The sequence below is a fragment of the Parasedimentitalea maritima genome (genome assembly GCF_005771405.1).
Taxonomy (GTDB): domain Bacteria; phylum Pseudomonadota; class Alphaproteobacteria; order Rhodobacterales; family Rhodobacteraceae; genus Parasedimentitalea; species Parasedimentitalea maritima.
In genome coordinates this window covers 87,445-112,769 of record NZ_VAUA01000013.1, presented here as the reverse complement: position 1 = coordinate 112,769, position 25,325 = coordinate 87,445, and the positions used below count along the sequence as shown (strand labels likewise).

The following is a 25,325-nucleotide window of genomic DNA, read 5'->3' as shown; positions in this document are numbered from 1 at the left end:
ATGCGCGAAGAGCAGGGCGGCTGCGAGCGGTTAACCGTAGCTGCCGCCCAGCGCTACATTGAGCTGGACAAAGTCCACTGCAAAATTGCGCCGGTCCAGCGCCAGCGCATTTTCATTCGACAATAGCGACCGCTCAGCGTCGAGAACCTGTAAAAAACCGATGTCACCGGCAATATAGCCTTCACGTGCTAACTTCAGAACGTCGCGCTTGGCATCTAATGCGTCATGTGTTGCAGCAACAGCATCCTTATGAAATTTGAGGCTTACCAGCGCGTTCTGTACCTCTTCCACGGCTTCAACGACACGTTCTTTCCACTCCAGCAATAGTTCAGCGGCGCGGGCTTGCTGGGCTGCAACTTTTGCACGACGTTCCGGAAGGTCAAACAATGGCACATCCAGCCCAACCCGGAAAAACCCGGCCGTGGGCAGCCAGTCGCTGCTTGAATAATTGACATTCAGGTTCCCGGTCAGCTGCAGGCGAGGATACAGCTCAGCCTCGGCAACCCCCGCCAGTGCCACGGCTTCGGCCAGACGGTTTTCAGCAAATAGAACATCAGGACGGTTGCGGACCAGGTCAGCAGGAATGCCAACTTTTAACCCAGTTGTATCCGGGCCTGGCTGTGGCGCCTTTTTGTCTAACCCGCCGCGTGGTCGCTCCCAGGCTTGGCCCAGAAGGCGGCCAATACGTGACGCAGATTTGAAGAACAAAATTGTTGCTTCAGGCAGTTCTGCCTTGGCGGTCGCAACAAGAGATTTTGCCTGCGCAACATCCAGCTCTGTGACCTCAGTGGTGTCCTCGTCCGCAGCCTCATCGCCGCTCTGGGCGGTCTGGCTCTGGGCTGTCTGTGTCGCTTGCAGGGTCTCTTCGCGTGACGCAACAACCCGCTGGTTGACCCGAATAAGCTCCTGATAGAACCGCAGGTCGATATAGGCCGTCACCAATTCGTCTAGCAAAGTTGTCCGGGCAACGTTGGCATCCGCAAATGCAGATGCCAGCCGATAGGATGCCGCTTCGCGTTCCCGCTTCAATTGACCATACAAATCTAGCTGCCAACTCGCTTCGGCCCGCACAAACCCACTGTCAGCGCGTCCATCGGTGCCGCCACCAGTTACCTTGGCTTCGCCGATACGCGATGCCCCAGAAATTGGATAACCGGCACCACTTAGTATGGCCCGGGATTGTTCAATGCGTTCGACGGCTTTTTGGACGTCCAAATTCTGCGCCAGGCCTAGCTCGACAAGCCGGTTCAGCGACGGGTCATTAAATTTCTTCCACCACTCAGCTGCCCCCCGGGATTGGGCGTCTTTTTCACGGGTGTGGAAATACTGATTTGGAAGCGAGGTGGACGGGCTTTCAAAGTCCTCTCCCACGCTACACCCGCTCCCCAGCAATGCGGTTGCACCAAGACCAGAAAAGAACATCCGGCGCGAAGGCAAGGCTTCAGTGTCGTCTTCTGTGGGGGGCAATGTGCAGGCGACCTCTACCAGTGGGTTTTCACTACGATAGAAGAACACCGTCAGAAGAGAAAGGACGCAGTTTTGGATCGTGCGCGTCGCTCCAGCCTTGTGTTTTCAATAGGCTGGAACGACGATGTTCATGCGAACTGTTATTTCGCCCGTAGCGCATCGAGCTCAATGCTGACGATCACTGCAAACCCAAGCGAGCTTTCATCTGGCAGGCTGCGACCAATGTCAAAATCAAGCCGGTTCAATGTAAGCTCGGCTTTCATCTTGGCAGCGTCATCCTGCAGATCCAGAGTAAAGGGCAGGGTGATCGGCAAAATCTTGTCCCGGATCGTCAGTGTTCCCACAGCCTGATAGCCCTGTTCCAGCTTTTCAATGTCAGCTTTGAAGACCGCCGTAGGGTAGGTTGTACTGTCAAAGTAGTCGACCCCCATCGCCTGAGCGGTCACTGTACCAAGGCTTAACGAGGGGATGGCAATGATCACTTCAACATCACCCGCGGGACCTGGGGCGGCAGGGTCGTCGAAAGTGATTGAGGCAGTCCAGTCTGCAAATGATCCGGCAACCTGTCCGCCCATCTGGGTCACTTCAATGCCCAGCACGCCCTCTGTCACGGTCCAACCAGACAGAACTTCAGCCAGTTGAGTATCGCTGTCAGCGTTACCTGCGGTATGTGTCTGGAAGACGCCTGTAGTAGCCCCACCTGTCAACACAGCAGCAAGAACCGCCAAAGCAACCACGGCAGGCATCAGGCTGTGCGATTGTGCGGGTGGCTGGGGCAAATTGCGGCGACCCGGCAGCATCCGCTGCAATGTTGCGTCACGGTCAATGATCTGGTGCTTTAGCGCACCTGCAATATGCAGCGCCACAGTTGCAAGCAGGGTCCAGACAAAGATCCAGTGCAACCCGGCAAAGATTTCAGCCAGACCATCTGACTTTGGGATAAACGGCAGGTTCTGACCAAGCGGCCACCAGATAGGCGCATATCCGACCGTCGCAGCATGGTGAATCCAGCCACTAAGGGGGGCCAGAACCAGCGATGCGTATAGAACCCAGTGAACGGTTTCAGCGGCCAAGGCCTCGGGTTTGTTTTCAGGATGTAGCAGGCCGGGCTTTTCTTGTGTCACCGCCCACACAATGCGCAACACACCAACAAAGAACATCGCCACGCCCACTGTCTTATGTATAGAAAACAACAGTGTGGCTCGCTCGATTACATCTTTTGATCCATCAAAATCAGGACCTGTGATTTCGTGGGCAAGCTCATTGGCAAAGTAGCCCAGCGGGAATGCGGAGAAGATCAGCAGGGCGGTCAGCCAGTGGAAACTTTTGGCGATACTGCCGTAACTGGCAAAGCTATTATTGGAAGACACGAGCGACTACCTCTTGAAGGGATCTGTTGTGCATACCCTACCTATCGGACCTTGGGTTGCAACGCTGAGAGCTGTCCGCCAACGCACAGGAGTCGTGCGGACACAAGCAGCTCTCTTGTGTGATGGGGCGCAGGTCGCTAAACCGGCAAAAACCGTAAAGTATCTGAGTAGATGGGGTCCTTGATGACTATCGCATTCGTTTTTCCCGGACAGGGCGCGCAGACAATTGGAATGGGCAAGGCGCTGGCTGATGCTTACCCGGCTGCCAAGGCCGTCTTCGACGAAGTCGACGCGGCGCTGGGGGAAAACCTTAGTGGCCTGATTTGGGAGGGCGATATCGAATCGCTGACCCTGACGCAAAACGCTCAACCCGCGCTGATGGCCACTTCAATTGCCGCATTGCGTGCGCTGGAAGCAGAAGGTGTCACCATCGATAGGGCCGCGTTTGTCGCCGGCCACTCCCTGGGAGAATATTCTGCGCTAGCCGCCTCGGGCGCCATTTCGGTGTCTGATACTGCCCGCCTGCTGCGGACCCGTGGGCAGGCCATGCAAAGTGCTGTGCCCGTTGGTGTTGGGGCGATGGCCGCGCTGCTGGGTCTGGACTTTGAAACTGTCAAAGAGGTTGCGGCCGAGGCTGCTACTGACGGCGAAGTGGTTCAGGCAGCCAATGACAACGACCCAACCCAGGTTGTGGTGTCGGGTCACAAAGCTGCTGTTGAGCGCGCTGCCGAGATTGCCAAGACGCGCGGCGCCAAACGCGCAGTCATGTTGCCAGTGAGCGCGCCGTTCCACTGCGCCCTGATGCAGCCCGCCGCTGATGTCATGGCAGAGGCTTTGGCTGCTGTTGAAATCAAATCTCCTACTGTACCACTGATCGCAAACGTGCGGGCGGATGTGGTGACAGATCCCGCTGAAATTCGTGCACTGCTGGTCGAGCAGGTCACCGGTTCCGTACGCTGGCGCGAAAGTGTTCAGGTCATGGCTGCCAAAGGCGTGACGGAGTTCTGGGAAATTGGCGCAGGCAAAGCCCTGTCTGGTATGATCCGCAAGATCGACCGTAGCCTGACCAGCCGTCAGGTTGGTACGCCGGAAAATGCCAAGGCCGCCGCCGAAGCTTAAGCGATAGATATTCCAATTCCATTGCGCCAAAGCTGGCGCACCGGAACCTTAAAGGACAAGATATGTTTGATTTGACTGGCAAGAACGCTCTGATCACCGGCGCATCCGGTGGCATTGGCGGCGACATTGCGCGCAGCCTTCACGCCGCTGGCGCCACTGTGGTGCTATCTGGTACCCGCGAAGAACCTCTGCAGGCGCTGGCTGCTGAACTTGGTGAGCGCGCCCATGTGCTGACCTGTAACCTGTCTGAAAAAGACTCGGTTGAGGCCCTGCCCAAAGCTGCAATCGCGGCAATGGGTTCGGTTGATATTTTGGTCAACAATGCCGGCATCACCCGTGACAACCTGTTTATGCGGATGAAGGACGACGAGTGGGATAGTGTTATCAACGTCAACCTGACCTCTACCATGCGTCTGTGTCGTGGCGTGCTGCGCGGCATGATGAAAGCGCGTTGGGGCCGTATCATCAACATCTCGTCTGTTGTCGGTGCCACAGGTAATCCGGGGCAGGGCAACTATGCGGCGTCCAAGGCGGGTATGGTTGGCATGTCCAAATCGCTGGCCTATGAGGTCGCCAACCGGGGTATCACAGTCAACGCCGTTGCGCCGGGCTTCATTGCGACTGCAATGACAGAAAAACTGAACGACACCCAGAAGGACGCGATTCTGACCCAGGTCCCGGCCGGTCGCATGGGGGATTCGAAAGAGATCGCAGCTGCCGTGCTGTATCTTGCCAGCGCTGAGGCAGCCTATGTCACGGGCACAACGCTGCACGTCAATGGCGGCATGGCGATGCTATAAGCTTGCCGCGAAAAAAATACTGGATTGCCCAATAAATTCAGGGCACTCCTTGTAAGGGACCAATGGTGCTCCCATCTGCGTCGCTTGACGCCTGTAAATGGCAGACAAAGCAAAGCAAGTGACCAAGCGAAATCGTTTGCCTCTGCTGTTAGCTGTGCTATAGGCGGCGCATATTTGCTGCAGTGGTTTCCTTTGCGGAACCATTCGGCACCCCCGCTGGTCGGGGATCGAACCGCCCGGATTGGGCAAAACATGTCCCCCCGAGCGGGCAAGGGCAGAAACGGGCAGATAGAGCCCTGAATTGACGAGGAATTGACATGAGCGACGTCGCAGACCGCGTAAAAAAGATCGTTGTAGAGCACCTGGGTGTTGAAGAAGACAAAGTGACCGAGAACGCTTCGTTCATCGACGATCTGGGCGCAGACAGCCTGGACACAGTTGAGCTGGTTATGGCGTTCGAAGAAGAGTTCGGTATTGAAATCCCTGACGACGCTGCTGAGACTATCCAGTCCTTCGGCGACGCAGTGAAATTCATCACTGAAGCTTCCTAAGCTTTCCGTCACCTTCTGGTGACGATCTGAACGGCGTTTTCCAAACGGAAGATGCCGTTTTTGTTTGCGGCCTCCGGCAATTTTCAGCCCAGTCTCAGATTTGAGGGGCGCGATATGCTATCATGCCTCAGTAGATGTAACTGGAGGCAGCCCACCATGATGATTTACCCTACGATGGAATTGCAGAACGGGCATTGTGTGACCCTGGATAAGGGGCGGCTGGATGAGCCAATGCTGTGGCATGTAGATCCGGTTGAAACCGCTCATAGTTTTGCTGCAGCGGGTGCGGAATGGATGCACCTGACCGATTTCAACGCGATCGAAGGCAATGGTGACAACGCAGAGCTGATCGAAGAAATCATTCGTAACGTCGGTATTCCGGTCCAATTGGGCGGCGGCATGCGTAGCCGGGAACACATCGAACATTGGCTTGAAAAAGGCGTTGGGCGCATTGTTGTAGGAACGCTGGCCTTACGTGACCCAACATTGGTTGAGGAACTGGCCAGACAGCACCCGGATCAGATCGTTTTGGCGGTTGATATCTGGCAGGGGCAGGTGATGAGCGACGGCTGGCGCCAGCCCGGTGCTTTTACACCTCAGGGCTTTATCGAGGCGTTCGGCGACACGCCTTTTGCTGGTATCATAATTACCGATATTGACAGCGATATGTCAGATGTCGAGGCCCAGCTGGGGCTGATTGCAGGTTTGGCAAGCGCGGCCAAGGCTCCGGTCATTGCCAGCGGCGTGGTACGCAAGGCTGATGATATCTCTCGGTTGAAATACATTGGTTCGATTTCGGGTGCACTAGTGGGGCGGGCACTGTTCCGCAAGGCGCTGACAGTTGAAGAGGCTTTGCAAGTGGCGCTTCCAGAACCCGAATCCGTGGCGGAATTCCTCTGACTCACAAGCGAAAAGTTGCTGGTACGACAACTTGTTTCGTAACTTGCAAAATTGGCAGCAGACCGCGAAGGCGTGGCTCACGATCGCGGTCTGCACCTATCCTGCCCTCGGGAACGCGTTGAGGGCTAGGAACCTTGTAACTGTTCTCACTACAGCATCAGTTTGACGGTCATGGGTTAACCACCTGCTGCCTCGGCCGTGAGTTCCCCGTTAAATCGTCCGACATTCGGGCCACTTGCACTTTTGTGGCAATCTGAGCTATTTGAAACCGAATTGCCGAGGCAAAGGAGAGCAAGGAATGCGTCGAGTTGTTGTTACCGGTCTGGGATTGGTCACGCCGCTGGCCAGCGGTGTCGAAGAAAGCTGGTCGCGTCTGTTGGACGGTCAGTCCGGCGCGGGCCCGATTACCCTGTTTGATGCCGTTGAAAGCGGCGTTGCCACCACCTATGCCTGCGAAGTTCCACGCGGCGATGGCTCCGATGGTACCTTTAACCCTGACGAATGGCTGGCGAAAAAAGAACAGCGTAAGGTCGATGATTTCATTCTCTATGGAATCGCAGCCGCTGATATGGCGGTGCGTGATGCTGGCTGGACTGCTGAAACTGAAGACGACCAGTTCCGTACCGGCGTGATGATTGGTTCCGGCATTGGTGGCCTTAGCTCGATCGCGGACACTGCAGTCATGATGAAAGAACGCGGCCCCCGTCGGGTATCCCCGTTCTTTATCCCCGGCGCGCTGATCAACCTGATCTCTGGGCAGGTTTCGATCCGCTTTGGGTTCAAGGGCCCGAACCACTCTGTCGTGACCGCCTGTTCCACCGGTGCCCATGCTATTGGGGATGCCAGCCGCCTGATCAAAGCCGGTGATGCCGATGTCATGATCGCTGGCGGTGCCGAAGCAGCAATCTGTGAAATTGGTATTGCGGGCTTCAACGCCTGTAAGGCGCTGTCGACCAAAATGGCTGACGACCCGACCAAGGCTAGCCGACCCTATGACGCCGACCGCGATGGATTCGTGATGGGCGAAGGGGCCGGTGTGGTAGTTCTGGAAGAATACGAACACGCCAAAGCGCGCGGTGCCAAAATCTATGCCGAAGTTCTGGGCTACGGCATGTCTGGCGATGCTTACCACATCACAGCCCCATCCGAGACAGGTGAAGGCGGTGAACGCTCCATGCGGGCTGCTCTGGCCAACGCTGGCCTGAAACCTGCGGATATTGATTACATCAATGCGCATGGCACCTCGACCATGGCTGATACGATTGAACTGGGTGCAGTTGAGCGGATGCTCGGTGACGATGCCTCTTCGGTCACAATGTCGTCGACCAAATCGTCCACAGGCCACCTGTTGGGGGCTGCTGGCGCGATCGAGGCGATCTTCTCGATCCTGGCTATCCGAGATCAGGTTGCCCCGCCAACGATCAACCTGGACAATCCGGCCGTTGAATCGGTGGTTGATCTGGCCCCTAATGCCAAACGCGCACGTAAAATCGATGTGGCCCTGTCCAATTCCTTTGGCTTTGGTGGCACCAACGCATCCGTCATCTTTGGGCGCGTTGACTGATGTGGCGTAGCCTTGCCTCAAATATGCTGACCTTCCTGGTGGTAGGGCTGTTTCTCCTTGGGGGGGTAATCCTCTGGGGTAAATCGCAATATACTGCAAGTGGACCGCTGGAAACAGCGATCTGCCTGCGGGTGGAGCGGGGCTCGAACATGACCAAGGTGAGCCGCGACCTGGAAGAGCAGGGCGCGGTGACCAATGGGGCAATGTTCCGTATTGGCGCCAAATACAGCGAAAAAACCGGCCTGCTCAAGGCGGGTAGTTTTTTGGTCGATGCGGGTTCTTCAATGGAAGAAATCGTGGCGCAGGTGACCACTGCGGGTGCCAGTTCCTGTGGGACCGAGATTGTTTACCGCGTTGGTATCACGCGTATTTTTGCTGAGGTGCGTGAACTGGATCCGGCCAGCAACAAATTTGTTGAACGGGCCGAATTTCAGCCTGGTGTTGACGAAACACCTGCCGTGTACACGGAAAAGCGTTCAGAAGCAGATACCCGATATCGCATTGCTCTGGCCGAAGGTGTGACCAGCTGGCAGGTGGTCGAGGCGCTCAAGGCGATGGATGTGCTGGATGGCGATCCAGGCGAACGCCCGGCCGAGGGCATGCTGGCGCCGGATAGCTATGAAGTGGTGCCGGGTTCCAAGCGGGCTGATATTCTTGCTGAGATGCAGGAACGCCAACAGTTGCGCATCAATGCCGCGTGGGAGGCCCGCACCGATGGGTTGCCACTGGCAAATCCCGAAGAAATGCTGATCCTTGCTTCGATTATTGAGAAAGAAACCGGTGTCCCGAATGAGCGTCGTCAGGTTGCCAGTGTCTTCACCAACCGCCTGAATCGCGGCATGCGCCTGCAAACTGACCCGACAGTGATCTATGGTGTCACTAAGGGCGAAGGCGTCTTGGGCCGTGGCCTGCGCCAAAGTGAGCTGCGCAAGGTCACGCCATGGAACACCTATGTGATTGAAGGCCTGCCACCGACCCCCATCGCCAACCCCGGCATGGCCAGTCTTCAGGCAGCGGTGGACCCTGACACAACCGACTACGTGTTTTTTGTGGCTGATGGTACCGGCGGTCATGCCTTTGCCGAAACGCTGGAACAGCATAACCGCAACGTCGTGAAATGGCGCGCGATTGAAGCGGAACGGCAGAACAACTGATATTGGCCATAGGCCAAAAGAAGAGGGCGCTTCGGCGCCCTTTTTTGTGTCTGTGGCATTGCTTGGCGTGGCAAGGGGCATTGGGAAAAGCAAGCGCAGGCGCGTGTGGAAACCGGTTTGAAAATTGGAAGTTTCCCGTGCCGCCTACCTAATAATACGGATGTCAGTCATGCTGGGTGCTCCTAAATCGAACGTGATGAGTTCAAAGGAGACATACTTGTGAAGTGCCCAATTGACGGAACAACTCTTGTGATTACGGATCGTTCAGGTGTTGAGATTGACTATTGCCCCCAATGCCGCGGCGTTTGGCTGGACCGTGGAGAGCTGGACAAAATCATCGAGCGCGGGGCAATCTCAGCGCCGGCGCCTCAACAACACCGGGAGAGAGATCGCGGATATGAGGATCACAGCTATAAAAAGAAGAAAAAACGCGGTGGGTTTTTAGAGGACCTGTTTGACTTTTAAGCGCGTACTCAACCAACCAATAGGAATTGCCCAGTCGGTAGTGCACACGAAAAACTGAACAACCGGGCTTTTTGGCCGGGAGATGAGTTTCCAATTTGATGAACGGACTTCTATAGCGCCACAATGCCTAATGGTTTGTCCGGGAGCCAATGCGCGGGTAGGAGTTGTCCTGCCCGCCTTTTTTGCAGCTGAGGTTACAACGCTTAGACTAAGCCACTATTGATTTGAAAATCGTACTGGGTGCGTATCGATGACGAAAAAAGTATTTGATCTGCTGAAGCGACCACCGGGTTGGGTGGATATCAGGGCCTCCAGAGATCCGTTGGATGTTAGCAAGGTACGGCATTACGTTGGGGATGACGGTTTGGAATATTGGGTTGATCCAAATTCCCGGTCCATCCGTACAAACAATGCCGATATCTATATGACGTTTCACGCATTCAGTGATCACGCCTATTGTGGACATAGCTATGCGAAACTTCATTTCGATGAAGAGTTTGTTGTTATTACCCAAAACTACAAAGATCCGGAAAGAGTAGTTTTTTCTCCTGATTTTCAAGAGAAATCTGAACTGGGAGAGCAGATCTGGCATGTTGATAAAATACTCCAAACCCTACGACTGCCAGATGATGAAGCATATCCTTGGTTACATCCAGCGAGCCTCATGCCTGAAATAGAAATTCGGGGGATGTGCAAGTTCCGTGATTTGGACCAGCAAAACAAGTTCATCTACTTGGTGAAAACACTTTTGTCCTGTCACTGTGGTGCCATGGGGGATGTCTTGCGAGGTGAGGTCACTAGGGGGAAAGTCGTATTTGGAACCGATTTGCTGAGCAAATTCCAATCTGGTGAGCTCATTCACTCGTAAAAACCTAAGCAATTTAGAGGATCATCATTTATGCTATCAGGCGTATGCATCGGCACCAATGACATCACTGCCGCCACTCAGTTCTACGACACTGTCCTGGCAACCATCGGCATGCGCCGTGTCCTGACCGAACCGCGCGAAGTGGGTTATGCAGGCGCTGATGGGCGAATAAGCGTGTTTCTCATCGTACCCTTTAACGACCAACCGGCCACCTTCGGCAATGGCAGCCAGTTCATGTTCTACGCGACGGATGCTGCGGCCGTAAGGGCGTTTCACGAAACGGCGCTGGAGTGTGGCGGCACAGACGAAGGTAAACCCGGCCCGCGCAGCTATCATCCTGATTATTATGGGGCCTATGTGCGAGATTTGGACGGCAATAAGTTGAATGTCTCAGTGAGTCTTGAAATCAACTTGGACGCCTGACGGTATAGCTGGCTGTTGCCTACCCACCGAACGCACCTTGTCCTGTAAGTCTTGACTTTTGCAAGATTTTCGCGTATAGACTGTATTGCAGTTGGAAGATATCATTGCGGCCCTTGGGCTCAATTCCTTTGGCCGTTTTGTGTCTCTCATGTGGATCACAACGCATGAGGAAATCCAGACTATGGTGCAAACCCCACGGTCTCCAGATATAGAAAAAACCGCTGATCTGCTTCGGTCTCTACAGGAGTCCATCATGCGATTACGTAACGAGGCCGAGGCCCTGCGCGAGCAGCTGGAGGCTAAACAAGAGATGGGCGGCGACATCTCAAAACCACAACTCGCCAAGCTTGAGGGGCTTATCCGGGACTGCCAGAAAGTGGAGAAAACCCTTGTCGCGCAAAGCAGCCAATTCGCATCCCTCACAGAAAGCGGCCCCGCCCTTAATCTCGACAGCCTGCGCTCCGATCTGCGCTGCCGACTTGCTTCCTTACGTACCTGCTGTGATGAGCGAGATGTTTCTGGAGGAACTGCCGGATGAACTACTGATTGCGCTGCCCTATCTGTTCGAACACTGGGCCTTGTCGCATCAGGTGCCACCCACAGGCGACTGGCGGTCCTGGGTCATTCTGGGCGGGCGAGGAGCGGGCAAAACCCGCGCCGGTGCCGAATGGGTGCGCGCGCAGGTCGAGGGCAGCCTGCCGATGGAACCCGGGTCTGCTCGGCGCGTCGCCCTGTTGGGCGAAACCTACGATCAGGTCCGCGATGTGATGGTGCAAGGGGACAGTGGCATTCTTGTCTGTTCACCGCCGGATCGACGGCCCACATGGAAGGCTGGTGAGCGCAAGTTGATCTGGCCCAATGGCGCGACAGCGCAGGCCTTTTCTGCCCATGACCCCGAGGCGCTGCGCGGGCCTCAATTTGATGCGGCCTGGGCCGATGAACTGGCCAAATGGAAAAAAGCGCGGTCCAGTTGGGATATGTTGCAATTTGCCCTGCGACTGGGGCAGGACCCAAGGGTGTGTGTCACCACCACTCCGCGCAATGCTCAGATCCTGCGTGAAATACTGGCGCTGCCCTCCACAGTCCAAACCCATGCTGCAACAGAGGCAAACCGAGCCAATCTGGCGCCGTCCTTCTTGACCGAAGTGCGGGCAAGATATGCAGGGACGCGGCTTGGGCGACAGGAGCTGGAAGGCGTTCTGCTGTCAGATATCGAAGGCGCGCTGTGGACCGGCAAAATGGTTCAGGCCGCGCTACAGGATCACGTTCCTAAACTGGATCGTGTGGTGGTGGCCGTTGACCCGGCGGTGAGTGCTGGCAGAGCGTCGGATGCCTGCGGGATTGTCGTGACCGGTGCCAGTCTGCAAGGACCGCCACAAGACTGGCGCGCCTATGTGCTGGCGGATCGAACCGTCCAGGGGGTCAGGCCGCTGGCATGGGCCCAGGCTGCAATTGCCGCAATGCAGGAATTTGGTGCTGATCGCTTGGTCGCCGAGGTTAATCAGGGCGGAGCACTGGTTGAGAATGTATTGCGGCAAGTGGACCCTCTGGTGCCCTACAAGGCACTGCACGCCAGTCGCGGGAAGTCGGCCCGCGCGGAGCCGGTCGCTGCACTGTACGAACAGGGGCGGGTGCTGCATGCGCCGGGCTTGGCGGATCTGGAACAGCAGATGTGCCAAATGACGTCGCAAGGCTATCAGGGGGCGGGTTCTCCGGACCGGGTGGATGCACTGGTCTGGGCTTTGCACGATCTGATAATCAGCCCCGCGGCCATGATGCTCAGGCCCCGGCTCAGAGCCCTGTAATACATAAGCACCTGCCTTATTGGTGGGCGTTTATTCAATGAATTCAAATTAATATGGGATTTTGCTCACTAGGTGTTGCGCAGGTGGCGTTCGCTCTGGATCGAAAATCTTCAGGGCCATCAGGGATAACTTTCTCAGCAAAGGGGCGACAGTGTCCCAAACTTGAGGATGAGGAATAGTCATGGTCTTTGACGTCCTGAGGCGCAAAAACAAACCTATCGAGCAAAAGGCAAGCGCTGCATCCCATGTGGTGGCCTGGCACAGTGCGGGTCGTGCCGCCTGGAGCCCGCGCGACAGTGGTTCTTTGATCCGCAGCGGTTTCGCAGGCAACCCAGTAGGCTTTCGCTGTGTCAAACTGATTGCCGAGTCAGCGGCAGCGCTGCCTTTGGTGCTACAGGATCAACAGCAACGGTTTGAACAGCATCCTGTGCTGGCCCTTCTTTCCCATCCAAATGCCGCACAGGGGCGGGCTGAACTGTTTGAAACACTGTTTGGTCAGTTGCTTCTGTCCGGCAATGCCTATGTCGAGGCCGTGGCTGGCGACGATGGGTTGCCACTGGAACTGCATGTGTTGCGCTCGGACCGGGTCACTGTGGTGCCCGGCACCGATGGCTGGCCGCAGGGGTATGACTATCAGGTTGGCGGGCGCAAACATCGGTTTGAGATAGCCGGAACGCGCTCATCCGTATGCCATATCAAAAGTTTCCATCCTCAGGACGATCATTACGGTCTGTCACCGCTTCAGGCGGCAGCAATGGCAGTGGACGTTCACAACAGCGCCTCTCGGTGGTCCAAGGCATTGTTGGACAACGCTGCACGTCCTTCGGGGGCCTTGGTGTGGAAAGGATCTGATGGACAGGGGACCATGGCAGATGATCAGTTCCGCCGTCTAAGTGACGAAATAGAAGCGAATTTTCAGGGTGCACGCAACGCTGGAAGGCCAATGGTCTTGGAAGGTGGTCTGGATTGGAAACCTATGGGCTTTTCGCCCAGCGATATGGAGTTCCAGAAGACCAAGGAGGCAGCCGCGCGTGAAATTGCGCTGGCCTTTGGGGTTCCTCCAATGTTGCTGGGGATCCAGGGTGACGCGACTTATGCCAATTATCAAGAGGCCAATCGGGCGTTCTACCGGCTGACGATTGTACCGCTGGTCACCCGCGTCGTCGCAACATTGATGCATTGGCTAACGGGATTTAACGGTGAATCCCTGACGTTGAAGCCGGATCTTGATCAGGTGGCCGCATTGTCGAGCGAGCGAGATGCGCAATGGGCGCGGGTTAGCTCGGCTGAGTTTCTAAGCCGAAGTGAAAAGCGGGTCTTGTTGGGTTTGCCGCCCGAAGACGGAGGTGCGGAGGATGAATGACGGGTATCCACCCTCCTTTGATTGCGCACCGGGGTTACGTCTGGCGGCGCATGAGAGAGTGAACCAGCTGCAGCAGGATAATCTAAACCGGCGGCTAGACCGTCTGGAACAGATGATGGAACGGTTAGACCGCCGATTGTGGTTCACTGTTTACGGCGTGGCAGCGGTGGTTTTGGCACAGGCCTTTCGATCATTCCTGATCTTGTAATAATTCAATATGTTACATGGAGTTTCTGATGGATTACACATCCCGGTTGGAACATAAATTCACCTCTTCGAAAATGGCGATCAGCCTAACCGAGGGCAGCATCATTCAGGGTTACGCAAGCAGGTTTGGCGAGGTTGATCAATGTGGCGACATGGTCATGAAGGGCGCCTATGCTGCCTCGCTTGCAGCCCTGTCTGCCCGTAGAAGTAAGGTAAAAATGCTATGGCAACATGATCCATCCCAACCGATTGGGGTTTGGGATCAGGTGCGCGAGGATGAACGCGGGTTATGGGTAAAGGGCCGTCTTTTGGTTGAAACCCGCCGCGGAGCAGAGGCCGCAGCACTGATTGCTGCAGGGGCGATTGACGGGTTGTCGATTGGCTATCGTACAAAACGGGCCAGCAAAGGGGACAAGGGCGAACGCCGTCTTTGTGAAGTTGACCTGTGGGAGGTGTCTTTGGTGACATTTCCAATGCTGCCCACCGCGCGAGTAACAACCAAAGAGGCGCAAGACCCTGTTGTGGCGGCACTACACGATATGACTTCGGCATTGAAGCGAGCGCGTCAACAGATGGCCGCGCACTGACAGGGTGCATTAGCGCAACAATCAAACAGACAGGACATGTAGATGAGCAATACCCCTCCCTCGGCTCAGGTAGTGGACGCCGCCCCTCTCATTCTCGAAGTCACCCAGGAGATGAATGGTTTTTCAGGTGATTTCAAAGAGTTCCGGGAAGATATCAACGCAAAATTGAAACAAACAGAAGAGCGAGTGACCATGTTGGATCGAAAAACCCAAATGACTGCGCGGCCGCAATTGTCTGCCGGAGTTGAGCTAGGTGCGCCACATCAAAAAGCGTTTCAGAGCTATTTGCGATCTGGCGATGATGATGGGCTGCGGGGCCTGCAACTGGACGGAAAATCGCTGTCTACGGCGGTGAACAGTGACGGCGGATATCTGGTCGATCCGGTGACCGCAGAAACGGTTACTTCGGTCCTTCAATCGACCGCATCAATCCGCTCTATCGCTGCAGTGGTGACCGTCGAGGCCACATCCTACGACGTGTTGATCGACCATACAGATGTCGGTGCGGGCTGGGCAACCGAAACAGATCCCAGCGTTGAAACCGGCACCCCGGTGATCGACCGGATTACCATCCCGCTGCATGAGTTGAGCGCACTCCCCAAGGCCTCGCAACGGCTGCTGGATGACAGTGCATTTGACATCGAGTCCTGGTTGGCCGGGCGGATTGCGGACAAGTTTGCCCGCGCCGAAGCCTCGGCCTTTTTGAATGGTGACGGGATCGACAAGCCAACCGGTATTCTGACCCATCCTGTGGTGGATAATGACAGCTGGAGTTGGGGCAACGTCGGCTATGTTGTGACTGGCAGTGACGGCAGTATTGGCGATGGGGACGCCATTGTTGATCTGGTGTATGCGCTTGGGGCGCAGTATCGTGCAAACGGTGTTTTCATAATGAATTCAAAAACTGCCGGGCTGATCCGCAAGCTAAAAGATGGTGATGGCCGGTTCTTGTGGTCGGATGGGCTTGCGGCGGGTGAACCTGCGCGGCTGATGGGATATCCTGTGTTGGTGGCTGAAGATATGCCGGATGTGGACAGCAACAGCTACTCCGTCGCTTTTGGGGATTTCTCTGCCGGCTACACCATTGCTGAACGTCCCGATTTGCGAGTGTTGCGCGATCCGTTCAGCGCCAAGCCCCATGTGTTGTTTTATGCCACCAAACGCGTCGGCGGAGATGTCAGTGATTTTGCTGCCATCAAGCTGCTGAAATTCGGCCTGACCTAAACCGTCAAGCCGATGACGCGGCCGGCAACCCGGCTGCGTGAGCGGGTGCACTTCAACCACCTCTGTGCCGTCCAGCTGCTCCCCTCCGTCCGAGCGGCATGGGGAGAGGTGCGCCCGCTGTTTTCAATTCTGTCCCAAAGGGACGTCAGTTTGCGGAGTAATGTGATGATGTTGACCGAACAAACGCCGGTGCCCGAGGCCGCGCTGCCGTTAGAGCCGTTCAAGGCGCATCTGCGGCTGGGGACCGGGTTTGGCGAAGACAGCCTGCAAGACGAGGTCTTGATCAGTTTCCTGCGGGCCGCCATCGCCGCGATCGAAGCAAGGACTGGCAAGGTTCTGTTATCGCGGCAGTTTGTTCTCAACTTGCATCAGTGGAATGATCGAGCAGCACAGGTGCTGCCTTTGGTGCCGGTGACAGAAGTCAGTGCTGTGGTTCAGGTAGATGCTGAGGGCGTCGAAGATATACTGGCGTCCAGCCAGTACCATTTGATTCAGGACAGCCAACATCCGAAGCTCTGTCCAACAGGCAGCCTGTTCCCCCTTGTGGTCACTGGTGGTGCGCTGCGCATCACCTTGACGGCGGGCATTGCGACAGATTGGGGCGGGCTTCCGGCTGATCTGGGCCAGGCTGTGCTGATGCTGGCGTCGCATTATTACCAATACCGCGATGACACCGGCTTGTCCGGTGGCTGCATGCCCTTTGGTGTCACCAGCCTGATTGAACGGTATCGCGTCGTCCGGCTCAGCCTGGGGCGGATGCAATGACTGCGCCGGTTCTGTCGCGCCGTCTGACGCTAGAGGATCCACAGCGTGCCAATGATGGCAGCGGTGGTCATGTAGAAACATGGCGGGCATTGGGTGAAATATGGGCTGAATTTCAACCGCTTACAGGTCGAAGTAAAGTGCAGGGCGGGGCCGATCTTTCGCTGCAACGCTATCGCGTGACCCTGCGGGCCTCTCCGGTTGGATCTGCCAGTCGTCCACGTCCGGACCAACGGTTCCGTGATGGCGCACGATTGTTTGTGATTCATGCTGTGGCCGAGGCAGACGCCTTGGGGCGGTATCTTACCTGTTTTGTGCAAGAGGAGATCTCGGCATGAGCTATGCTTTGTCTGCTGCACTGCAATCGGCAGTGTTTCAACATCTGGGCAACGATCCTGCGCTGGTCGGCATAGCCATCCATGACGCGCTACCATCGGGCACGGTGCCGCCGATCTACGTGCTGTTGGGAGATGAAGATGTGCGTGACGGGTCGGACAAGTCCGGCGCTGGTGCATTGCACAGGTTTACCCTTTCAATTCACTCGGATAGCGCCGGATTTTCAAGCGCAAAACAACTGGCTTCTACGCTTTGTGATAGTTTGATCAGCGCCCCGCTGGTCCTGTCACGGGGACAGCTGATTGGCCTGTGGTTTGACCGCGCCAATGCCAGACGATTGAGCGACGGAAGCCGTCGGATCGAGTTACGGTTTCGCGCCCGGGTTGAGGATGACTAAGGGCCATAGAACATGAGGCGGAGCCTGGTCTGTCGATCAGACGACTAAAAGTGACGTGTAGTACTTTGAAGTAATTGGAGAAACGAAATGACGGCCCAAAACGGCAAGGATCTCTTGGTCAAGGTGGACATGACCGGCGATGGACAGTTTGAAACTCTCGCAGGGCTGCGCGCCACGCGGATCAGTTTCAATGCGGAAACGGTGGATGTCACCAGCTTGGAAAGTCAAGGCGGTTGGCGCGAGCTGCTGTCGGGTGCTGGGGTTCGGTCTGCCTCTATTTCGGGGTCGGGTGTGTTTCGCGATGCGGGATCTGATGAACGCGCGCGGCAGTTGTTCTTTGACGGCGAAACACCGGACTTTCAGGTGATCATCCCAGATTTTGGCATCGTCGAAGGTGCATTTCAGGTCACCGCTTTGGAATACGCCGGCAGCCACAATGGTGAGGCCACCTATGAACTGGCCTTGGCCAGCGCGGGTGCGCTGACCTTTACCGCGGTTTGAGCCATGAGCAATCCTTGGGCAGGTGAAGTGACGCTGGTGATCGAAGGAACCCCTCGGGTGATGAAACTGACGCTGGGGGCTTTGGCAGAGCTGGAGCACTCCCTGGCGGTTGGATCTCTGGTGTATCTGGTGCAGCGGTTCGAAAGTGGTGGGTTTTCCGCGGGTGACGTACTGGCGTTGATTGCTGCTGGGCTGCAGGGGGGCGGACACGCGATGACGCCTTCGGATTTGGCCAAAGCAGAAATAGAAGGCGGGGTACTGATGGCGGCACGCGCAGCGGCGCAGCTGTTGGCGCGGGCCTTCATGACGCCAGAAGAGACATGAAAACACTTGACTGGTCTGCCCTGATGCGAGCTGGGCTGGTTGGGTTGCGGCTAACACCAGACCAATTTTGGCGCCTCACCCCAGCCGAGCTGCGTCTGATGTTGGGTCAGGGTGTTGATCAAACTCCGATGGGTCAGGCCGGTTTGGCCAGCTTGATGGCGGAATTTCCTGACCAACCCATCGACACGGGAGAAAAAAATGAGTGATCATGAGGCATTATCGGATCTTGAGGCCCAAAGCGAAGGCCTGGGCGAAGCATTAGGTGACGCTGCCGGTATGGCGGCGACGTTTGACGCAGAACTGCGCCGCGTTCGCGAGGCTTTTGCAGCCACCGGGCGTGATGCCGCCACGCTGGAGCGCGGCATGTCCAAGGGTCTGCGTCGCGCCTTTGACGGTGTGGCCTTTGACGGCATGAAACTCTCCGAGGCGCTGGAAACCGTGGCGCGTTCAATGATCCAGACCACTTACAACGCGGCGACCAAACCGGTGACCGATCATGTTGGCGGGTTGCTGTCCGATGGAGTGGCAGGGTTGATCAGTGGGCTGCTGCCCTTTGGCGATGGTGCGGCGTTTTCCCAAGGCCGGGTGATGCCTTTTGCGCGCGGTGGCGTGGTCAGTGGTGCCACGAGTTTTCCCATGCGTGGTGGCACCGGGTTGATGGGCGAAGCAGGCCCCGAGGCGATCCTGCCGCTGGCACGTGGCCCGGACGGTGCATTGGGGGTGCGCAATGGCAGTGGTGGTTCAGTCAAAGTAGTGATGAACGTCACCACGCCTGACGTGCGCAGCTTTGCCCGCAGTCAGGGCCAGATCGCCGCACAGATGAGCCGGGCCTTGGGGCGTGGCAACCGTAATCGGTAAAGGGCCATCGCGCTGCCCGACCGATAGGCCGGGTGCGCCCTAGGGATCAAGACGTAACACAAGCCATGAGCAGGATTGGAGACAGCAGCTATGACGTTCCACGAGGTAAGATTTCCAGCCAGCCTGAGCTTTGGTTCTATTGGTGGTCCCGAGCGGCGCACGGATGTGGTGACACTGGCCAATGGTCATGAAGAGCGCAACACCCCCTGGGCGCATTCGCGCAGGCGCTATGACGCTGGGCTGGGGTTGCGGTCGCTGGATGATATCGAATTGCTGATCGCATTTTTTGAGGCGCGACAGGGTCAGATGTGTGGGTTCCGCTGGAAAGACTGGTCAGACTATAAATCCGCGCGGGCTTCGGGTGACGTTGATTATCGTGATCAGGTGATTGCGGTGGGGGATGGCACTACCGTCAGCTTTCAGTTGTGCAAGACGTATCGATCAGGTGACCATCTGTATGAACGCCCGATTGCCAAACCTGTGGCGGGTTCGGTGCGGGTGGGCATTGAACAGGACGAACTGCGCGAGACTGTGGATTTCTCGTTGGATGTGTCCAGTAGTCTGATCACTTTTGTACATCCACCAGCGGAAGGCATGAGCATTGTTGCCGGGTTTGAATTTGATGTGCCGGTGCGCTTTGACACTGACCGGATCCTGACCAGTGTTTCCAATTTTCAGGCGGGTGACGTGCCCAATGTGCCAGTGGTCGAGGTGCGGGTATGACTGCGGGTGTCAGTGCTGCATTTCAGGCCCATGTAGAACAAGGCCTGACCACCCTGTGCCGAGCCTGGCTTGTCACCCGTGCCGATGGGGTGACCTACGGATTTACCGATCATGACCAGAACCTCGCGTTTGAAGGCTACAGCTTCCAGGCCGGCACCGGCTTGACCGCGCTGGCGCTGCAACAGGCGACCGGGCTGTCGGTGGACAACACCGAAGCGATTGGGGGGCTGAGTGACGCGGCTATCCGCGAAACGGATATTGAGGCCGGTCGGTTTGATGGGGCCGAAGTGCGCTGCTGGATGGTGAACTGGGCGGATGTGACCACCCGTTGGTTGATGTTTCGCGGGTCCATGGGCCAATTGCGCCGCGCGGGCGGTGCGTTCCATGCAGAACTACGGGGGCTGAGCGAAGCCTTGAACCGACCATTGGGGCGGGTCTATCAAAAACCCTGTACGGCCGTGTTGGGCGATGAAACGGGCCGATTTGCGCTGGATACACCGGGATACACCGAGCAACTCCCTGTCGAGCAGGTCGAGAGGCAGCAGGAATTTCGCTGGCAGGATCTGGCTGGGTTTGAACCGGGGTGGTTTGCCCGTGGGCAGCTAGAGGTGCTGTCTGGGGCAGCGCAGGGGTTAGGCGGCGTGATCAAACAAGACCGGTCGACGGAAACCCTCCGGGTGATCGAGCTGTGGCAGCCGTTGCGGGCAGAGATCGCAGCGGGCGATATGGTTCAGCTGGTGGCGGGGTGCGACAAGCGGATGCAGAGTTGTCGGTTGAAATTCAACAATTTGGTCAACTTTCAAGGCTTCCCGGATATCCCCGGCGAAGACTGGGTGATGTCGGTGCCCAAGCAAAACGGGACTGCAACCGGCGGCAGTCGCAGATGACTGTGCTGGCGGATCAGGTTGTGCAGGTGGCGCGGACATGGATTGGTACCCCTTATTTGCATCAGGCGGCCAGCAAGGGCGCAGGCTGTGACTGTCTGGGGCTGGTGCGCGGGATCTGGCGAGAGGTGCTGGGAGAAGAGCCTGCCCAGGTGCCCGCCTATTCCAAGGATTGGTCCGAACCGCAGGGGGAGGAACGTCTGTGGCAGGCAGCCATGCAATATCTGGTGGGTAAACCACTGGATCAGGCGGCTGTTGGAGATGTGATCCTGTTTCGGATGCGACAGGGTGCGGTGGCCAAACATCTGGGGATCCAGTCCCGCACGGAACAGCCCTGGCGGTTTGTCCATGCCTATTCGGGCCACGGTGTTGTCGAAAGCCCGCTCAGCATCCCCTGGCGCCGTCGTATCGTCGCGCGCTTTCACTTCCCTGAGGAGAAGATCTGATGGCAACCATTCTATTGTCGGCAGCGGGGGCTGCACTTGGGGGATCTGTTGGGGGTACGGTGGCCGGGCTTTCATCCGTTGTTGTGGGGCGTGCTGTTGGTGCGACACTGGGCCGGGTGATTGATGCGCGGTTGCTGGGCGCAGGGTCGGATCCGGTGGAAACCGGCAAGGTAGACCGGTTTCGCCTGACCCATGCCAGCGAAGGCGCTCCGATCCCGCAGATCTATGGCCGGATGCGGATTGGCGGGCAGGTGATCTGGGCCTCGCAGTTTCAGGAAAGTAAAACCATCAGCGGTGGCGGTGGTAAGGGGGCACCAAGCCAGCCCAGTGTGACCCGCTATAGCTATACTGTCTCGCTGGCGATTGCGCTGTGTGAAGGCGAAGTGACCAGTGTGTCCCGTGTTTGGGCAGATGGTGAGGAGGTGGCAATCGCAGATCTGAACCTGCGTTTGTACCCCGGCACTCAGGATCAGGACCCTGATCCGGTGATTGCAGCAATTGAAGGTGCAGATCAGGTGCCTGCCTATCGCGGCACCGCCTATGTGGTGATCGAAGATCTGGCTCTGGAGCCTTTTGGCAACCGGGTGCCGCAATTTTCATTTGAAGTAATCCGGGCAGAGCAACCGGATAGTGTGACCTATGAAAAGGATCTCGGTCAGCTGGTGCGCGGAGTGGCGTTGATGCCAGGAACTGGTGAATACACACTGGCCACCTCAGCGGTCCATTACGATCACGGGCCAGGGCAGGCTCAACCAGCCAATAGCCACGCGCCCTCGGGACAAACGGATTTCCTGACCTCAATGCGGGCGCTGGAGGAGGAACTGCCAAGCTGCGACGCGGCTTCGTTGGTTGTGAGTTGGTTTGGCAGCGATCTGAGATGTGGGCATTGTAGCCTGCGTCCCAAAGTCGAGCAGGCGCTGTCGGATGGGGGCAACATGCCCTGGACAGTGTCCGGGGTAAGCCGTTCCACAGCTCAGGGCATCACCCAAGAGGATGACCGCCCAATTTATGGTGGCACCCCAGCGGATGCCTCGGTGGTTGAGGCGATCCGACATATGCGGGATCAGGGGCGCCGGGTGATGTTCTATCCGTTTGTCCTGATGGACCAGCAGCAGGGCAACGATCTGCCAGATCCCTGGAGCGAGTCTATGGATCAACCACATCTGCCCTGGCGGGGGCGGATCACTTTGTCCGTGGCTCCGGGGCGTGTGGGGTCACCGGATCAGACCGCGGTAGCGGATGCAGAGGTGGCAGCCTTTGTTGGTACGGTGACTGCGGCCGATTTTGATATTGGGGATGGCGCTGTGACCTATAGTGGCCCAGAGGAATGGTCGCTGTCGCGGTTTATCCTGCATTATGCAGCGCTATGTGCGGCGGCTGGTGGGGTTGAGGCTTTTTGTATTGGTTCCGAGATGCGCGGGTTGACCCAGATCCGTGGGGCCGCTGGCTTTGCTGCGGTAGAGGCGTTGCGGCAGTTGGCGGCTGAGGCCCGGACCCTGCTGGGGCAGAGACCAAGATCAGCTATGCCGCTGATTGGTCCGAGTATTTTGGCTATGATAGCCCAGAAGGCGATCACCTGTTTCATCTGGATCCCCTATGGGCGGATGATAATATCGATTTCATCGGTATCGACAACTACATGCCGTTGTCGGATTGGCGCGAAGGAGAGGATCATCTGGATACACAGGCTGGGGTGACCAGTATCTATGATCCTGCCTATCTGGAGGCCAATGTCGAAGGCGGTGAAGGCTTTGACTGGTACTATCACTCGCCCGAAGCCGAGGCGGCACAGATCCGAACAGAGATCAAGGATACCGCACAGGGTGAACACTGGATCTGGCGCTATAAGGACTTAGCCGGATGGTGGCACAACGACCATCATGAGCGTATTGGGGGCGTGCGGCAGGCCTTGGCCACACCCTGGGAGCCACAGAGTAAGCCCATCTGGTTCACCGAGCTGGGATGTGCCGCCATAGACAAGGGAACCAATCAACCCAACAAATTTCTAGATCCCAAAAGTTCGGAATCTCAACTGCCAAAATTCTCGACAGGATTGCGGGATGATCTGATCCAAACCCAATATCTGCGCGCTGTGCTGGGGCACTGGGGACAGGTGGAGAATAATCCAATATCGGAGGTCTACGGGGCACCGATGCTGGATATGGCCAACGCCTATGTCTGGGCCTGGGACGCGCGTCCTTTTCCGGTGTTCCCAAATGCGCTGGATATCTGGAGCGACGGAGACAATCACCCGCGCGGGCATTGGTTGAATGGCCGGGTAGGGCAGCGCACATTGAACTCGGTTGTGGGTGAGATCTGTCAGCGCGCTGGGCTGGAGGCCGGCAGTTATGATGTCTCGCAGCTGCACGGGGTGGTGCGCGGGTATGTTGTCGCGGATGTCGGCGAAGCACGGGCGGCATTGCAACCCCTTATGTTGCGCTTTGGCTTTGATGCGATTGAACGCAATGGGGTGCTGACGTTTCAGATGCGCAATGGGCTGGCAGCGGTGGATCTGGATCCGGATCTGTTAGCGATCAGTGATGCAATAGACGGAAGCATGGAACAGATCCGCGAAAGTGAGGCTGAACTGGCAGGCCGGGTCAGGTTGCGGTTTGTGCTGTCTGGCGGCGATCATGATGTGGTTGGGGAAGAAGCCGTGCTGCCGGATCAGGCCACCCATGCCGTGAGCCAAAACGATCTGCCGCTGGCCCTGACTCGCGGTGAGGGACGTCAGGTGGTGGAACGTTGGCTGACCGAGGCCCGGGTGGCGCGGGACACTATCCGTTTTGCTCTGCCACCATCCGCCATGGCGCTGGGCGCAGGTGATGTGGTGCGGCTGCCAGACAGCAACGGTACCAAAACCCTGTACCGGATAGATCAGCTGGAACAGACGGAGTTGCAACTGGCCGAAGCTGTGCGCACCGAACCCGAGGTTTATACGCCTTCCGAGATGGCCGAAGACCTGCCGGGGCTAACGGCTTTTGCTCCCCCAGTACCGGTGTTGCCGCTATTTTTAGATCTTCCCCTGATGCACGGCGATGAAATCCCACATGCGCCACTTCTTGCGGTGACCGCACAACCCTGGCCAGGGACAGTGGCAGTGTATGATTCAAACAGCGATGATAACTATGTGCTGGATCAAATCATTGCTGCCGGGACAACTATGGGTATCACCAAATCCCCGTTAGCGGCGGCTCCAACCGGGCGTTGGGACCAAGGCGGTGATCTGCATGTGAGCTTGATTTCGGGTAGTTTGCAGAGCCGAGAGGCTGATGCGGTGTTGAATGGGGCCAATCTGCTGGCCATTGGTGACGGCACCAGCGGCAATTGGGAGCTTTTACAGTTTCAGGAGGCGGAGCTGATCGGTCCGGATAGTTATCTGCTGCGACGACGTTTGCGCGGTCAATTGGGGAGTGACGCGCTGATGCCCGCAACCTGGCCCGTGGGATCCTGGGTTGTCCGTTTAGATGGAACCCCTGTACAGATAGGGCTGACTTCGGCCCAGCGGCGCATTTCGCGGCATTACCGCATTGGGTCGGCCCGGCGTGGCTATGATGATCCCTCTTATGTCCACAGGATTGAGGCATTTAATGGCAATGGCTTGCGCCCCTACAGTCCAGTCCATCTAGAACAAGTCGGTGCGCTGGGCGAGGATGTGGTGTTCAATTGGATCCGCCGCACCCGGATTGATGGCGACAGTTGGGATTTGCCCGAGGTGCCCTTGGGTGAAGAGACAGAACTGTATCGCGTTCAGGTCCTGCGCGGCGAAACCCTGGTGGGGGAGTACAGCATGAACACCCCAAGTTGGAGCTATAGCCCCAGTGCGCAGGTTGCGGATGGTGTGATTGCCGGAGACAGGGTGGAAGTGACACAGGTTTCTTCCAGATATGGCGCGGGATTGCCAGCAACGGTGATTCTAGGGTGATGCGGCCGGTGCTGCATGGGGATGTGACCTCGGTGGCACGGGCGCTGCTACTAGTTGACGAGGATGCGCGTGACGGGCTTTGTCAGCGTATTTTTGTGCAGGCAGATCAGGCGGAGGAGCATGTGCGTTTGAGTGGAAGATTACACTCTTCCTATGGCAATGGTTCACTGATGGCGGCGGCCAGATGTTACAATCTGGCGGATGAGCCCAGCTTTGATAACACCGAATACTGCCGGTGCTTCGCTTTGGTACTGCACCGGTTGATGAGGCGCTAAGACCCGCTGAATTGAGGGACTACTATT

Annotated in this window: 28 protein-coding genes and 1 pseudogene; 27 read left to right on the top strand and 2 right to left on the bottom strand. The window is 57.0% G+C overall.

Going from position 1 to position 25,325, the window contains the following annotated elements:
* Positions 1 to 30: 30 nt before the first annotated feature.
* A complete protein-coding gene (locus FEE96_RS21370; RefSeq protein WP_138165166.1) occupies positions 31 to 1,467 on the bottom strand; it encodes an efflux transporter outer membrane subunit in 1,437 nt (478 codons plus the stop codon).
* 140 nt (positions 1,468 to 1,607) lie between these two features.
* Positions 1,608 to 2,837 carry a cytochrome b/b6 domain-containing protein gene (locus tag FEE96_RS21365; RefSeq protein ID WP_138165165.1) on the bottom strand — a complete coding sequence of 410 codons (1,230 nt, stop codon included), beginning with the start codon at positions 2,835 to 2,837 and terminating at the stop codon, positions 1,608 to 1,610.
* A 183-nt stretch (positions 2,838 to 3,020) separates the two neighbouring features.
* Here FEE96_RS21365 and fabD point away from each other — a divergent pair, with 183 nt between their 5' ends.
* The 27 genes and pseudogenes from fabD (at position 3,021) to FEE96_RS21230 (ending at position 25,298) form a co-directional block, all read left to right on the top strand.
* Positions 3,021 to 3,956, top strand: a complete 936-nt coding sequence (gene fabD / locus FEE96_RS21360) for an ACP S-malonyltransferase (protein WP_138165164.1) — start codon at positions 3,021 to 3,023, stop codon at positions 3,954 to 3,956.
* Between the two features lie 62 nt (positions 3,957 to 4,018).
* On the top strand, positions 4,019 to 4,756 hold the full coding sequence (gene fabG / locus FEE96_RS21355) for a 3-oxoacyl-[acyl-carrier-protein] reductase (protein WP_138165163.1): 738 nt from the start codon (positions 4,019 to 4,021) through the stop codon (positions 4,754 to 4,756).
* Positions 4,757 to 5,073: 317 nt separating this feature from the next.
* On the top strand, positions 5,074 to 5,307 hold the full coding sequence (locus tag FEE96_RS21350) for an acyl carrier protein (protein ID WP_108800206.1): 234 nt from the start codon (positions 5,074 to 5,076) through the stop codon (positions 5,305 to 5,307).
* A 156-nt stretch (positions 5,308 to 5,463) separates the two neighbouring features.
* The gene (locus tag FEE96_RS21345; RefSeq protein WP_138165162.1) at positions 5,464 to 6,207 is read left to right on the top strand and encodes a 1-(5-phosphoribosyl)-5-[(5-phosphoribosylamino)methylideneamino]imidazole-4-carboxamide isomerase; all 744 of its coding nucleotides are present in this window, start codon (positions 5,464 to 5,466) and stop codon (positions 6,205 to 6,207) included.
* Positions 6,208 to 6,505: 298 nt separating this feature from the next.
* On the top strand, positions 6,506 to 7,771 hold the full coding sequence (gene fabF / locus FEE96_RS21340; RefSeq protein WP_138165161.1) for a beta-ketoacyl-ACP synthase II: 1,266 nt from the start codon (positions 6,506 to 6,508) through the stop codon (positions 7,769 to 7,771).
* Positions 7,771 to 8,925 (top strand): endolytic transglycosylase MltG, encoded by a 1,155-nt coding sequence (gene mltG, locus FEE96_RS21335; RefSeq protein ID WP_138165160.1) that lies wholly within the window; start codon positions 7,771 to 7,773, stop codon positions 8,923 to 8,925. The genes fabF and mltG overlap by 1 nt, the downstream gene beginning before the upstream one ends.
* A gap of 219 nt (positions 8,926 to 9,144) precedes the next feature.
* Positions 9,145 to 9,390, top strand: a complete 246-nt coding sequence (locus tag FEE96_RS21330) for a TFIIB-type zinc ribbon-containing protein (RefSeq protein WP_138165159.1) — start codon at positions 9,145 to 9,147, stop codon at positions 9,388 to 9,390.
* A gap of 250 nt (positions 9,391 to 9,640) precedes the next feature.
* A complete protein-coding gene (locus FEE96_RS21325; protein ID WP_138165158.1) occupies positions 9,641 to 10,258 on the top strand; it encodes a hypothetical protein in 618 nt (205 codons plus the stop codon).
* 30 nt (positions 10,259 to 10,288) lie between these two features.
* Positions 10,289 to 10,681: a VOC family protein gene (locus FEE96_RS21320; RefSeq protein ID WP_138165157.1), complete on the top strand. Its 393-nt coding sequence runs from the start codon at positions 10,289 to 10,291 to the stop codon at positions 10,679 to 10,681.
* 253 nt (positions 10,682 to 10,934) lie between these two features.
* Positions 10,935 to 11,219, top strand: a complete 285-nt coding sequence (locus tag FEE96_RS21315) for a recombinase (RefSeq protein ID WP_246079539.1) — start codon at positions 10,935 to 10,937, stop codon at positions 11,217 to 11,219.
* Positions 11,194 to 12,486: a DNA-packaging protein gene (locus FEE96_RS21310; RefSeq protein WP_171021780.1), complete on the top strand. Its 1,293-nt coding sequence runs from the start codon at positions 11,194 to 11,196 to the stop codon at positions 12,484 to 12,486. Before FEE96_RS21315 ends, FEE96_RS21310 begins: the two co-directional genes overlap by 26 nt.
* Positions 12,487 to 12,667: 181 nt before the next feature.
* The gene (locus FEE96_RS21305; protein ID WP_138165156.1) at positions 12,668 to 13,849 is read left to right on the top strand and encodes a phage portal protein; all 1,182 of its coding nucleotides are present in this window, start codon (positions 12,668 to 12,670) and stop codon (positions 13,847 to 13,849) included.
* A complete protein-coding gene (locus FEE96_RS21300) occupies positions 13,842 to 14,057 on the top strand; it encodes a GTA head formation protein, RCAP_rcc01685 family (RefSeq protein ID WP_138165155.1) in 216 nt (71 codons plus the stop codon). The genes FEE96_RS21305 and FEE96_RS21300 overlap by 8 nt, the downstream gene beginning before the upstream one ends.
* Positions 14,058 to 14,085: 28 nt before the next feature.
* The gene (locus FEE96_RS21295; RefSeq protein ID WP_138165154.1) at positions 14,086 to 14,643 is read left to right on the top strand and encodes an HK97 family phage prohead protease; all 558 of its coding nucleotides are present in this window, start codon (positions 14,086 to 14,088) and stop codon (positions 14,641 to 14,643) included.
* A gap of 42 nt (positions 14,644 to 14,685) precedes the next feature.
* A complete protein-coding gene (locus FEE96_RS21290) occupies positions 14,686 to 15,867 on the top strand; it encodes a phage major capsid protein (protein WP_138165153.1) in 1,182 nt (393 codons plus the stop codon).
* A gap of 165 nt (positions 15,868 to 16,032) precedes the next feature.
* Entirely contained in the window at positions 16,033 to 16,632 is a 600-nt protein-coding gene (locus FEE96_RS21285; RefSeq protein ID WP_138165152.1) for a head-tail connector protein, read from the top strand.
* Positions 16,629 to 16,967, top strand: coding sequence for a head-tail adaptor protein (locus FEE96_RS21280; RefSeq protein ID WP_138165151.1), 339 nt, complete (start codon positions 16,629 to 16,631; stop codon positions 16,965 to 16,967). Before FEE96_RS21285 ends, FEE96_RS21280 begins: the two co-directional genes overlap by 4 nt.
* Complete coding sequence (locus tag FEE96_RS21275) at positions 16,964 to 17,362, top strand: DUF3168 domain-containing protein (protein ID WP_138165150.1); 399 nt, start codon at positions 16,964 to 16,966, stop codon at positions 17,360 to 17,362. Before FEE96_RS21280 ends, FEE96_RS21275 begins: the two co-directional genes overlap by 4 nt.
* 87 nt (positions 17,363 to 17,449) lie before the next feature.
* The gene (locus FEE96_RS21270; protein WP_138165149.1) at positions 17,450 to 17,863 is read left to right on the top strand and encodes a phage major tail protein, TP901-1 family; all 414 of its coding nucleotides are present in this window, start codon (positions 17,450 to 17,452) and stop codon (positions 17,861 to 17,863) included.
* 3 nt (positions 17,864 to 17,866) lie between these two features.
* Positions 17,867 to 18,187: a gene transfer agent family protein gene (locus FEE96_RS21265; protein ID WP_138165148.1), complete on the top strand. Its 321-nt coding sequence runs from the start codon at positions 17,867 to 17,869 to the stop codon at positions 18,185 to 18,187.
* A complete protein-coding gene (locus tag FEE96_RS21260) occupies positions 18,184 to 18,393 on the top strand; it encodes a rcc01693 family protein (protein WP_138165147.1) in 210 nt (69 codons plus the stop codon). Before FEE96_RS21265 ends, FEE96_RS21260 begins: the two co-directional genes overlap by 4 nt.
* Positions 18,386 to 19,045: a phage tail tape measure protein gene (locus FEE96_RS21255; RefSeq protein WP_138165146.1), complete on the top strand. Its 660-nt coding sequence runs from the start codon at positions 18,386 to 18,388 to the stop codon at positions 19,043 to 19,045. Before FEE96_RS21260 ends, FEE96_RS21255 begins: the two co-directional genes overlap by 8 nt.
* Positions 19,046 to 19,135: 90 nt before the next feature.
* Positions 19,136 to 19,768: a DUF2460 domain-containing protein gene (locus tag FEE96_RS21250; protein WP_138165145.1), complete on the top strand. Its 633-nt coding sequence runs from the start codon at positions 19,136 to 19,138 to the stop codon at positions 19,766 to 19,768.
* Positions 19,765 to 20,655, top strand: coding sequence for a DUF2163 domain-containing protein (locus FEE96_RS21245; RefSeq protein WP_138165144.1), 891 nt, complete (start codon positions 19,765 to 19,767; stop codon positions 20,653 to 20,655). The genes FEE96_RS21250 and FEE96_RS21245 overlap by 4 nt, the downstream gene beginning before the upstream one ends.
* On the top strand, positions 20,652 to 21,098 hold the full coding sequence (locus FEE96_RS21240) for an NlpC/P60 family protein (RefSeq protein ID WP_138165143.1): 447 nt from the start codon (positions 20,652 to 20,654) through the stop codon (positions 21,096 to 21,098). Before FEE96_RS21245 ends, FEE96_RS21240 begins: the two co-directional genes overlap by 4 nt.
* Positions 21,098 to 25,023: pseudogene (locus FEE96_RS21235) on the top strand (baseplate multidomain protein megatron). Before FEE96_RS21240 ends, FEE96_RS21235 begins: the two are co-directional and overlap by 1 nt.
* Positions 25,023 to 25,298 (top strand): DUF7742 family protein, encoded by a 276-nt coding sequence (locus FEE96_RS21230; protein ID WP_171021774.1) that lies wholly within the window; start codon positions 25,023 to 25,025, stop codon positions 25,296 to 25,298. Before FEE96_RS21235 ends, FEE96_RS21230 begins: the two are co-directional and overlap by 1 nt.
* Positions 25,299 to 25,325: the final 27 nt, after the last annotated feature.